A 10,150-nucleotide genomic window follows, 5' to 3' on the forward strand; every position below is an offset into this window, starting at 1 on the left:
CGTAGGGTGAGAGCCGTGAAGACCTCTCCCCCGGCGGACCCCGTAGTCGATGTGGTCCTGCCCTGTCTGAACGAGGCCGAGGCCCTGCCCTGGGTGCTCGCCCGCATTCCGTCCGGCTGGCGCGCGCTGGTCGTGGACAACGGGTCCACGGACGGTTCCGCGGAACTCGCCCGTGGCCTCGGCGCCACCGTCGTGCGCGAGGAGCGCCGCGGGTTCGGTGCCGCCTGCCACGCCGGACTGACCGCGGCCACCGCCGACATCGTGTGCTTCTGCGACTGCGACGCCTCCCTCGACCCGTCCCTGCTCGTCCCCTTCGTGCGCGAGGTGCGCGACGGCACGGCCGACCTGGTGCTCGGGCGCCGGCGCCCGCAGGGGTGGCGCGCGTGGCCCGCGCACGCGCGGGCCGGAAACCTCGCGCTCGCCCGGATGCTCCGCCGCCGTACCGGACTCGGCCTGCACGACCTGGGCCCGCTGCGGGCCGCACGCCGCGAACCGCTGCTCGCCCTCGGTCTCACGGACCGCCGCAGCGGCTATCCGCTGCAGATGGTCGTCCGCGCCGCGGACGCCGGCTGGCGCGTCGCCGAGCACGACGTGCCGTATCTCCCGCGCACCGGCGCCTCCAAGGTCACCGGCACCTGGCGTGGCACCTGGCAGGCGGTACGGGACATGCGCCGTGTGCTGGCGGAGCCCCCCGCCCCGTCCCGCGCCCCCGCCCCGTCCCCGGGAGGAACCACCCCGTGAGCACCCTGCTCGTCATCGCCAAGGAACCGCGGCCGGGACGGGTGAAGACCCGGCTCACCCCGCCGTTCACGCCCCGCCAGGCGGCGTCGCTCGCCGAGGCGGCACTCGTGGACACCCTGCTCGCGGTCGCGGCGACGCCCGCGCGACGCCGGGTGCTGGTCCTCGACGGCGTGCCGGGTCCCTGGCTGCCACCCGGCATCGACGTCGTACCGCAGTGCGGGGGTGGCCTGGACGAACGGCTGGCCGCCGCCTTCGCGGACTGCGCCGGACCCGCCCTGCTCATCGGCATGGACACCCCGCAGGTGACGCCGGAACTCCTCACCGTGGACTTCGCCGGCTGCGACGCGTACTTCGGACCGGCCGAGGACGGCGGTTTCTGGGCGCTGGGGCTCGCCGTCCCCGACCCGGACCTGGTGCGGGGCGTACCGATGTCGACGGCCGCCACCGGCGCGGCGCAGCGGGAGCGGCTGACCGCGGCGGGGCTGCGTGTCCACGATCTGCCGCGTCTGCGCGACGTCGACACGGCGTACGACGCCGGGCTCGTCGCCGCGGCGGCACCGCGCGGTCGGTTCGCCGCCGAGCTCGCCCGACTCGAAGCGGAGGTCCCGCGATGAGCGCGGCACGCGAACTCGCCGCTGTCCCCGGCGCCGTGGGAAGCCCGGCCGCCGGACTCACGGGAGGCCGGACCTCGGGTCCCACGGGCGGCCGGACCACGGGCCGCGCGGGCCGGACGCCGGCCGTGCCCGCGACCCTGCCCGCGGGCGGCGCGACGGGCGTGACCCCGGCCAGAGCGGCGGCTCCCACGGGCCGCGCGCCGGCCACCGCGCCGGCACGGCCCGAACCCGGCCTCGCCGAGCACCCGGCACCCGACCTGCCCGCGCACCTCGAACCCGACCCGACCGCGCACCCCGAACCCGACCTCACAGGAGGAAGGGCCGAACCCGGCCTCGCACGGCGGGCCACGTCCGACGTCTCCGCCGCGCCGCCGGCCGGCGAGCGGGACGCCCCCTGGTCCAGCGATCCTTACGCCGACGCGCTGCGGGTCGGTCGTGGCCCCCTCTATCTGCGCCGGACCGACGGCTGGCTGCTGCCGCTGGAGGTGGAGCGGTGGTGCGCCCGGGCCGACACCGCGGACCTGGAGATGCTGCGGCGCTGCGAGGGGGCCGTGCTCGACGTGGGATGCGGACCCGGCCGGCTGATCGCGGCACTCGCCGCGCAGGGGCGGCGGGCCCTGGGCATCGACGTCAGCGAGGCCGCCGTCGAACACACCGTCCGGCTCGGCGGACAGGCGCTGCACCGGTCGGTCTTCGAGTCCGTTCCGGGAGAGGGCCGCTGGGGCACCGCGCTCCTGATCGACGGCAACCTCGGGATCGGCGGCGACCCCGCCGCCCTGCTCGACCGGATGGACCAACTCCTCTCACCCGGAGGGCTGTTGATCGTCGAGACGGTGCCCGTCGACGTCGACGAACGGGTGCGGGTGCGCGTCGCCGACGGCCGGGGAGCCGCCGGTACGCCCTTCCTCTGGGCCCGCCTGGGCACCCCGGCGCTGCTCCGGCACGCACGCCGCGCCGGCTGGCACCCCGACGGTCACTGGTCGACCGGCGGCCGCTCCTTCGTCGCCCTGCGCAGCCGCAGCGCGAGCAGCACCGCGGAACCTCCGAACAGCACCGCCGTGATCAGCAGCCAGCGAGTCAGGAAGCCGTCGCCCGCCAGGCCGGTGGCGGACCGGTAGCGGTCCGCCATCTGCCCGCTGATCAGCGGGAACCACAGCAGCAGCAGAAGGCAGGAGAAGGCCGCCGGGACACGGACGTAGACCGTCCACTCCCGGCGGCCGACCGCGCGCAGCCCCCGCGCGAGAACCCGGTCCGCGCCCGCGTACAGCGGCACGAGCACCAGGTCGTGCAGCAGCGCCGCGCCCACGAACCACAGCGTCACGCCGAACCAGTCACCGGCCAGCAGCCGCACCCCCGCATACCCGGCGAGCGCGAAGGAGCAGGCCAGCAGCAGGATCTGCGGCGGACTGCCCAGAGGCGGCCGGCGGACCGCGGTCAGCCGGCCGGCGAGTGACATGTGTCGCTTCATCACAGGTCTCCGAAGGTCATCCGGGCCACCCATTTGGTGTTGAGCACGCCGGGCGCCGCGGGAACGATGACGCGCGCCGGGTAGCCGTGGTCGGGGGTCAGGTCCTCGCCGTTGACGAACAGGGCGAGCAGGGAACGCGGATCGCGCACCTGGTTGTGGCGCAGGGCGCCCCGGCGGAACGCCCCGTGCCGCTGGAGCGACTCCACCAGCACGTCGGGCGCCGTGCCGTGCTCGTAGCCGACGAGTGCCGCGAGATCCCGCAGCGGCACCCCGCGCCACCACTGGTCGGAGGTGGACCAGCCCTCCACGCAGGCGATGGGCAGCGCCGAGCTGCGCAGGGGCAGTCGCAGGAGGTCGGCCCGGCTCAGCCGGACCGTGCCGGTGCGCCCGGCGACGACGAGCCGCCAGGCGTCCTCGCCCGTCTCGCGCGGGTCGATCCCGGCGTAGGCGGCCGTCTTGTTGATCTGGAACCCGCCCGGCCCCGGGCCCGGTTCGGGGCCGCCGTGTGGGGCGAGCACCGCGGTCTGCCGCAGCGGCGCGTCGAAGCTGTGCCCCGCCGTCGTCACGAACAGGAGCAGCGACCCGCCGCCCACCAGCCCTACGGCGCCACGTCGTGACACGGTGGGTTCGGCAGGGTTCGGTGACACCGACTGGCCCTGCTCCGCGGGGTGTTCGGTGGCCCCGGCACGGGGTTCGCCGTTCTCGGCGCGCATCCGGCGCACATTGCGCAGGGCCGCGGGTGTCTTCAGCGCGGCGTGCGCGACGAAGGCGGCGATGAACACCCAGGCCCCGTAGAAGTGCAACGGGTAGAAGGAGCCGGGGAAGAGGTAGTCGAGCTGGATGTTCAGCACGCCCGTGGTGAACTCGAAGAGCGCGCCGCCGACCAGCAGGAGCAGCGAGATCCGTTCCAGCGCGTGGGCGAGGGACCGGGCGGGCGGCAGCGCGAACAGCTTGGGGAGGACCGACCACAGTTTCGCGAGGAGTACGGGGACCAGGGTGATCCCGAGGGTGACGTGGACGCCCTGGGTGAGCCGGTACAGCCACGACGGATGGGTCGGCCAGGAGAACAGGTAGAAGCCGAGGAGCCCCTTGTCCGGAGTCTGGTCGTTCACCGGGGCCAGGTCCGGGTTGTAGGCGGCGTACGACAGCAGTCCCGTCAGGAACAGCACCGTGATCCCGCCGAGCAGCACGACACCGAGCACGGAGGTGAACCAGGGGCCGCGCACGGGACTGCGCCAGAACGCGGGCGAGGTGGGGAGGAGGGGAGGCCGTGGCATGCCCCGACCGTAGGGCGGGGAAGGCCCCCAAAAGGGTCTTCGAACCATGACGAAAGCCTGACGTCCATCCCTGTGGCGGCATCTGCGGGGCGCGCCCGGCCTAGCGTGCCGGTGTGAACCGCGATCTTCTCCGCGACCGTCCCCGCGATCTCTCCCCGGACCGCCCCCGGGGCTCGTTCCGCGATCTCCTCCTCGACCTGTCGGCGGTCCTCGCCGCCGCCCTGCTCGTCACGGTGGCCGCCTTGGTCGGCACCGCCGTCCAACGCCGCGACCATTCGCTCTTCGTCGGGTGGCCTCCCCTGTTCGCACAGTGGGAGCCGCATGTCGGACCCGGTACCCCGGCCGCCCTCGTGGTCGCCGTCGCCGTCGTGGCGTACGGGCCCCTCCTGGCGGCGCGCCTGTCCTGGCGCCCGCTGCTGTGCGCCGCCTGGGGCGCCACGACGGCCTGGACGTTCTCCCTCGCGCTGGTCGACGGCTGGCAGCGCGGCATCGCCGGGCGGCTGACGACCACGAACGAGTACCTCACCGTCATCGGCCGCTTCCACGACATCCCCGCCACCCTGCGGGACTTCACCGATCACATCGTGAGCCAGTCCCCCGCCCCCTGGCCCGCGCACATCGCCGGACACCCGCCCGGGGCCACCCTCACCTTCGTGCTGCTGGACCGGATCGGTCTCGGCGGCGGGGGCTGGGCCGGCATGTGGTGCGTCACCGTCGGCTCGACGGCCGCGGCCGCCGTCCTGGTCACCGTGCGCGCGCTGGCCGGGGAGACCCTCGCCCGTCGGGTCGTCCCCTTCCTCGTCCTCGCTCCGGCCGCCGTGTGGGTGGGCGCCTCCGCGGACGGGTACTTCGCGGCGGTCGCCACCTGGGCCGTCGCGTTCCTCGCCCTCGCGGTGACCGGCTCCCGCCCGCGGGCGACCGGACTCGTCGCCGGGCTGCTGTTCGGACTCACCGCGTATCTGTCGTACGGGCTCGTGCTGTACGCGGTGATCGCCGGCGCCGTCCTGCTGCTCGGCTCCCGACGGCTGCGTCCCCTCCCCTGGGTCGTCGCCGGAGCCGCCGTGGTGCCGGTGGTGTTCACCCTGCTCGGCTTCGACTGGTGGGAGGCGTACCGCCTGCTGGTCACGCGCTACTACCAGGGAGTCGGCGGGGTCAGACCGTACGGCTACTGGGTGTGGGCGAACCTCGCCTGCACGGTGCTGATCGTGGGCCCGGCGACGGTGGCGGGCCTGCGGCGGGCGGGCGCGGTGCGCGGGGGCGTGGGCCGCTGTCCGCGGCTGCCCGCCGCCGAACCCCGCCTCGCGCTGCTCGCGCTCGCCGCCCTGCTCGCCCTCCTCGCCGCCGACCTCTCCGGGATGAGCAAGGCGGAGACGGAGCGCATCTGGCTGCCCTTCGCGATGTGGCTGCTCCCGGCCGGCGCCCTCCTTCCCCGGCCGCGCGCCTGGCTCGCCGCACAGGCCGCCCTCGCGCTGCTCCTGAACCATCTGCTGCTGACCGGCTGGTGACCCCGTTCCCGAGGACGGCCGACGCGAGTAGACGACCGGTCGTACACTGACTCCATGGGACGGACCAGCGACGCCCGCGAGAAGATACTCAGCACCGCGCAAGCGCTCATCGAGCTGCGCGGTTACTCGGCCCTGGGCGTGGCCGAGATCTGCAAGGCGGCCGGTGTGCCCAAGGGCAGTTTCTACTACTTCTTCGAGTCGAAGGAGGCGCTCGCCCTGGCCGTGATCGACGAACACTGGACCGGCCAGCGGCGGGCCTGGGCGCAGATCCTGAACGGCGACGAGGAACCGCTGCGCCGGCTGTGGCTGCTGTTCGAGGCGACCGAGGCCGGTCAGCTCGCCGGGCAGGAGAGCTGCGGCACCGTCTCGGGCTGTCTTTTCGGGAACCTCACCCTGGAGATGAGCAACCACACGGAGGCGATCCGCACCCGGCTGCAGGAGATCTTCGACGAGCAGGTCGAGATGGTCGCCTCGGTCGTCGGTGAGGCGCTCGGGCGCGGGGAGGTCGTCGTGGCCGACGCCCGGGAAGCCGCGCGGGCGGTGGTCGCCCAGCTGGAGGGGCAGGTGCTGTTCGCCAAGCTCTACAACAACGCGCACCGGCTCGGCGCGCTGTGGGCGAACTGCCTGGCCCTGCTCGGCGCGCGTCCGCCCCGGGAGGCCGTGGCCGCGGTCTGACCGCGCGGCACTCCCGTCGACCGGCCGCGGGGTGTGACTCCCGAATTGATCCGCGGGCCCGCCCTCGGCGTACCGGCCTTCAGCTCACCGGCCGTCGGCGCCAGGCCGTCACGGGGCCCGCCAGATGTTGTCGAAGGCCGCGTTCTCGATGCTGCGGCGTTGCCGTACGGCCTCGAGTTCCGTCTCCGCGTCGTGCACGGCGTCCAGGACGGTCCCGACCGCTTCGTCGGCGGGAGCGGCACCCTCGCCGTCCGGGTGTTCGATGCCTACGGCGGCCGCCAGCCCGACGAGGACGGGATCGCCCTTCGACCAGCGGTCCTCCGCGCGGCGCCGGGCGGGCGAGTCGGCCCGCTCCGCCGGACCGCCGCGCAGCGGATTCCAGCGACGGCGTCCGGCGTCGACCGGGGTCTGCGCCTCGACGGCGGCCCGATAGGCCGCGAACAGATCACGCCCCCGGCGCCACAGCCAGTCCTCGACCGACTCGTACGGTTCCTGCCGGACGAGTGACGACACCGCCTGTGCCAGCAGGGCATCGTCCAGGGTCCACGCCGCGCCGGGCACGATGCGGTCATCGTCCAGGGTGAGGGCCCCGGCCCCGAGCAGGTCGACCAGCTCGGCCCCCGCGAGGGCCAGCGACAGGTCGCCCCGCCCGATGTCACGGCTGGACGTGACATCCATGGCGATGATCAACAGGTCCTGCGGTGTGGTCATGACGGACTCCACGTCAGAGATATCGGTGGCGAGTGGCGGGCGTCGGCGGCGCGGGTACGCCGGCGGCAGCCCGCCCACCGGTACGGGGCGGCATCCCGTAGTACCACCATGTGGTGCGGGAAGCCGATACGCAGCACGGCGGCATGCAGGGCGGCGTGCAGGGTGACATGCGCGGGGGCCGTCACGGCGTCCCGGCCCCCGCGGACGCGGTGACGGCCTCCGTCAGGAGTCGGTGGCGGTACGGCCCGGGTCGTTCGGGTGGGATTCCAGCGCGGTGACGTCCAGGGTCATCCATGGACGCAGCGGGAGCGTGCCGAGCACCTTCTCGTGGAGTTCGTCCTCGTCGGCGGCCCGCCAGATGCCGAGGCTGCGCAGCTCACCGACCGGGCGCCACAGCCGCGCCAGACGGCCGGCGGCGGCCAGTTCCCGGGCTCGGACGGCTTCGGCGGCGCGCCGGCGGTCGACCTCGTCCTGACTGGTGCCCTCGGGGATCGTGGTGGTGATCTCGACCAGGAACTCTCGCATGATCCCGCTCCGCTCGGTGAGGGTCCGGCCGGTACCGGAACGCCATGGATGGAGGGACGCCCGCGGGTTCCAGAGCCCGTGACTCCTGGAGCCGCGGTTCCAGGAACCGCGGCTCCAGAAACCTTGGGTCCAGGTTCCCTGGGTCCAGGAACCCGTGGGTCAAGGACCCCGCGCCTCCCTGGCCTCATCCTCCGTCCGGCACCGGGACGGCGCCACGACCGGCTTCCTCCCCGCTGGGAGGCGCGGCCTCGCAGCGACGTAGCATGACGGACGTGGAGCTGCGCCAACTGAGGTATTTCGTCGCCGTCGCCGAAGAACTGAATTTCGGCCGGGCCGCCGAACGCCTGCTGATCGCGGGCCCCTCCCTGTCCCAGCAGATCAAGGCGCTCGAACGCGACTTGGGCGTACGACTGTTCGACCGCGACCGCCGTTCGGTCTCCCTCACGCCGGCCGGCGCGGCCCTGCTCCCGCACACCCGAGCGCTGCTGGAACGGGCCGAGGACCTCCAGCGCTGCGCCGAGCGGCTCTCCGGATCGGAATCGGTGCGGCTCGGCTACGTCAACTGGCTCCCGCCGGACCTGACCGCCCGCACCGCCGGAGTGGCCCGGCTCCACCTCGACGCGTGGATCGCCCCCTCGCACACCCAGGCCGCCCGGGTCGCCGACGGCAGCCTGGACCTCGCGGTGTGCTGGGTGCGGACCAAAGACCTGGAACAACGCGGCCTGCACGCCCGCCTCCTCGGCGCCGACCGGCTCTACGCCGTCTCCCCCGGCGACGACACCGGCGAGGTGGCCGCGGCGGACACGGCCGTACTCCTCGACGACGACGCCACCTCCTGGTCGTCCTGGAACGTCTACGCCGACCTGCTGGCCCGCGACACGGGGGCCCGCGCGGTGCGGATCTCCGACGGCGGCATCACCGGCCCCGCGTTCTTCGACCATGTCCGCCGCAGCGGCCGTCCGGTCGTCAACTCCCCCAAGGGCCAGACCACTCCGCTGCCGCCCGATCTGGTCCAGCGCCCCGTCGTGGCACCGCGGATCCACTGGACCTGGTCGCTGGTCCGGCGCGAGAACGAGGACCGGCCCGCGGTCCTGGCCGCCGCCGAAGCACTCTGCGCCGACGTCGGCGACCTCGGCCTCGACGCCCCGGACTCCTGGCTGCCCGAAGGCGACCCGCACCGGCGCTGAGCCCACCCGATCGATCGCCTCACCTGGGCTGGAAGGCCGCGCCTACCAACTGGGAGGAAACCCGTCCCGTCCCGGCCCCCGTGGGCCTTTGACTTCCCCCTCCGGGCACCCTACGGTCCAAATAGTCGACCGGTCGGCTAGCAACGGGCTGGCCATCGGGGATCGGTCGGGAAACCCTCACCACACGTTTCGGAGAAGTCATCATGAGCTCTCAGGACCAGAAGGTCGCAGTCGTCACCGGTGCCTCACAGGGCCTCGGCGCCGGTATCGCCGACGCGTACCGCAAGCTCGGCTACGCGGTCGTCGCCACCTCGCGCACCATCGCCCCCTCCCACGACGCGGGCATCCTGACCGTCCAGGGCGACATCGCCGACCCCGCCACCGCCGAGCGGGTCATCGCCGCCGGCATCGAACGCTTCGGCCGCATCGACACCCTCGTCAACAACGCCGGCGTGTTCGTCGCCAAGCCGTTCACCGACTACACCGCGGACGACTACGCCACGGTCATCGGTATCAACCTCACCGGCTTCTTCCGTCTCACCCAGCTCGCCGTCGAGCACATGCTCAACCAGGGCGGTGGCCACATCGTCAACATCACCACCAGCCTCGTCGACAACGCCGACTCCAACGTCCCCTCCGTACTCGCCTCCCTGACGAAGGGCGGCCTCCAGTCCGCCACCAAGTCCCTCGCCATCGAGTACGCCACCCGCAACATCCGCGTCAACGCCGTCTCCCCCGGCACCATCAAGACGCCCATGCACCCCGCGGAGGCGCACGAGGTCCTCGCCTCCCTCCACCCCGTCGGCCGCATGGGCGAGCAGAGCGACATCGCCGACGCCGTCATCTACCTCGAGAACGCCCCCTTCGTCACCGGCGAGATCCTCCACGTCGACGGCGGCATGAGCGCCGGCCACTGAGTCCGCACGACGAGGGCACGACGAGGGAAGGACCCCGATGAACAGCACGACGGACAGTGAGACGATCCTGCGCGGCGTTCTCGACCGGTGGAAGGCCGGCGTGGACGGCCACGAACCCGAGCAGGTCGCCGCCCAGTTCACCGAAGACGCGATCTTCCAGGGGCTGCGCCCCTACAGCGTCGGAAGACCGGGCGTCGCCGCGTACTACGACGCGCAGCCGCTCGGAATGGCGGTCACGTACCGGATCCTCGAAACCCGGCGCCCCGCCGACCACCTCGTACTCGGCTATCTGGCGGCGGACTTCTCCTTCACGGACCGGCCCACCGTCAGCCTCACCCTCGGCGTACTGGTCGAACGCACGGAGGAGGGCTGGCGGATCGCCCACTACCAGGTCTCACGACCGGCCTGACCCTTACGGTCCCCGGCCCGCGGCGGCGGTCGCCGGCGCGGGCCGCCGGCAAAGGACAGGTGGGCCCGCCAGTGTTCCCACAACGGTAAAGGCCACTTCTGAAATGCATTCACCACGAGTA

11 protein-coding genes are annotated in these 10,150 nt (G+C 73.4%); 8 read left to right on the forward strand and 3 right to left on the reverse strand.

The genetic code is table 11. The annotated features are described in order from the left end of the window. Positions 1-6: 6 nt before the first annotated feature. From ABZV34_RS19860 to ABZV34_RS19870, 3 genes are all read left to right on the forward strand, one after another. Positions 7-741 (forward strand): glycosyltransferase family 2 protein, encoded by a 735-nt coding sequence (locus ABZV34_RS19860; RefSeq protein ID WP_356277959.1) that lies wholly within the window; start codon positions 7-9, stop codon positions 739-741. Then, entirely contained in the window at positions 738-1,355 is a 618-nt protein-coding gene (locus ABZV34_RS19865; RefSeq protein WP_356277961.1) for a TIGR04282 family arsenosugar biosynthesis glycosyltransferase, read from the forward strand. Before ABZV34_RS19860 ends, ABZV34_RS19865 begins: the two co-directional genes overlap by 4 nt. Before the next feature lie 257 nt (positions 1,356-1,612). Next, positions 1,613-2,473 carry a methyltransferase domain-containing protein gene (locus ABZV34_RS19870; RefSeq protein ID WP_356278008.1) on the forward strand — a complete coding sequence of 287 codons (861 nt, stop codon included), beginning with the start codon at positions 1,613-1,615 and terminating at the stop codon, positions 2,471-2,473. A gap of 349 nt (positions 2,474-2,822) precedes the next feature. Here ABZV34_RS19870 and ABZV34_RS19875 read toward each other — a convergent pair whose 3' ends face one another. Further along, positions 2,823-4,100, reverse strand: coding sequence for a molybdopterin-dependent oxidoreductase (locus ABZV34_RS19875; protein ID WP_356277964.1), 1,278 nt, complete (start codon positions 4,098-4,100; stop codon positions 2,823-2,825). A gap of 197 nt (positions 4,101-4,297) precedes the next feature. On the opposite strand from ABZV34_RS19875, the gene ABZV34_RS19880 reads away from it, so the two are divergent. Continuing rightward, positions 4,298-5,605, forward strand: coding sequence for a hypothetical protein (locus ABZV34_RS19880; protein ID WP_356278011.1), 1,308 nt, complete (start codon positions 4,298-4,300; stop codon positions 5,603-5,605). A gap of 54 nt (positions 5,606-5,659) precedes the next feature. Next, positions 5,660-6,280 carry a TetR/AcrR family transcriptional regulator gene (locus ABZV34_RS19885; protein ID WP_356277967.1) on the forward strand — a complete coding sequence of 207 codons (621 nt, stop codon included), beginning with the start codon at positions 5,660-5,662 and terminating at the stop codon, positions 6,278-6,280. 108 nt (positions 6,281-6,388) lie between these two features. Here ABZV34_RS19885 and ABZV34_RS19890 read toward each other — a convergent pair whose 3' ends face one another. Next, positions 6,389-6,991, reverse strand: a complete 603-nt coding sequence (locus ABZV34_RS19890; protein WP_356277969.1) for a GPP34 family phosphoprotein — start codon at positions 6,989-6,991, stop codon at positions 6,389-6,391. A 222-nt stretch (positions 6,992-7,213) separates the two neighbouring features. Continuing rightward, on the reverse strand, positions 7,214-7,516 hold the full coding sequence (locus ABZV34_RS19895) for a muconolactone Delta-isomerase family protein (RefSeq protein ID WP_356277972.1): 303 nt from the start codon (positions 7,514-7,516) through the stop codon (positions 7,214-7,216). Positions 7,517-7,779: 263 nt separating this feature from the next. Here ABZV34_RS19895 and ABZV34_RS19900 point away from each other — a divergent pair, with 263 nt between their 5' ends. The 3 genes from ABZV34_RS19900 to ABZV34_RS19910 all read left to right on the forward strand — a co-directional run bounded on the left by ABZV34_RS19900 (position 7,780) and on the right by ABZV34_RS19910 (position 10,029). Next, entirely contained in the window at positions 7,780-8,703 is a 924-nt protein-coding gene (locus ABZV34_RS19900; protein WP_356277975.1) for a LysR family transcriptional regulator, read from the forward strand. A gap of 203 nt (positions 8,704-8,906) precedes the next feature. Then, positions 8,907-9,620 carry an SDR family oxidoreductase gene (locus ABZV34_RS19905; RefSeq protein ID WP_356277978.1) on the forward strand — a complete coding sequence of 238 codons (714 nt, stop codon included), beginning with the start codon at positions 8,907-8,909 and terminating at the stop codon, positions 9,618-9,620. A gap of 37 nt (positions 9,621-9,657) precedes the next feature. Further along, positions 9,658-10,029, forward strand: coding sequence for a hypothetical protein (locus tag ABZV34_RS19910; RefSeq protein WP_356277981.1), 372 nt, complete (start codon positions 9,658-9,660; stop codon positions 10,027-10,029). Positions 10,030-10,150 lie beyond the last annotated feature (121 nt).

It is taken from the genome of Streptomyces sp. NPDC005195, from assembly GCF_040608315.1.
GTDB classification, from domain to species: Bacteria; Actinomycetota; Actinomycetes; order Streptomycetales; family Streptomycetaceae; genus Streptomyces; species Streptomyces kaempferi.

Excerpts from the sequence above, each read along its gene's own strand:
- ABZV34_RS19890 (WP_356277969.1), bottom strand. The coding sequence starts at position 6,991 with ATGACCACACCGCAGGACCTGTTGATCATCGCCATGGATGTCACGTCC.
- ABZV34_RS19885 (WP_356277967.1), top strand. The coding sequence starts at position 5,660 with ATGGGACGGACCAGCGACGCCCGCGAGAAGATACTCAGCACCGCGCAA.
- ABZV34_RS19900 (WP_356277975.1), top strand. The coding sequence starts at position 7,780 with ATGACGGACGTGGAGCTGCGCCAACTGAGGTATTTCGTCGCCGTCGCC.
- ABZV34_RS19910 (WP_356277981.1), top strand. The coding sequence starts at position 9,658 with ATGAACAGCACGACGGACAGTGAGACGATCCTGCGCGGCGTTCTCGAC.
- ABZV34_RS19875 (WP_356277964.1), bottom strand. The coding sequence starts at position 4,100 with ATGCCACGGCCTCCCCTCCTCCCCACCTCGCCCGCGTTCTGGCGCAGT.
- ABZV34_RS19895 (WP_356277972.1), bottom strand. The coding sequence starts at position 7,516 with ATGCGAGAGTTCCTGGTCGAGATCACCACCACGATCCCCGAGGGCACC.
- ABZV34_RS19905 (WP_356277978.1), top strand. The coding sequence starts at position 8,907 with ATGAGCTCTCAGGACCAGAAGGTCGCAGTCGTCACCGGTGCCTCACAG.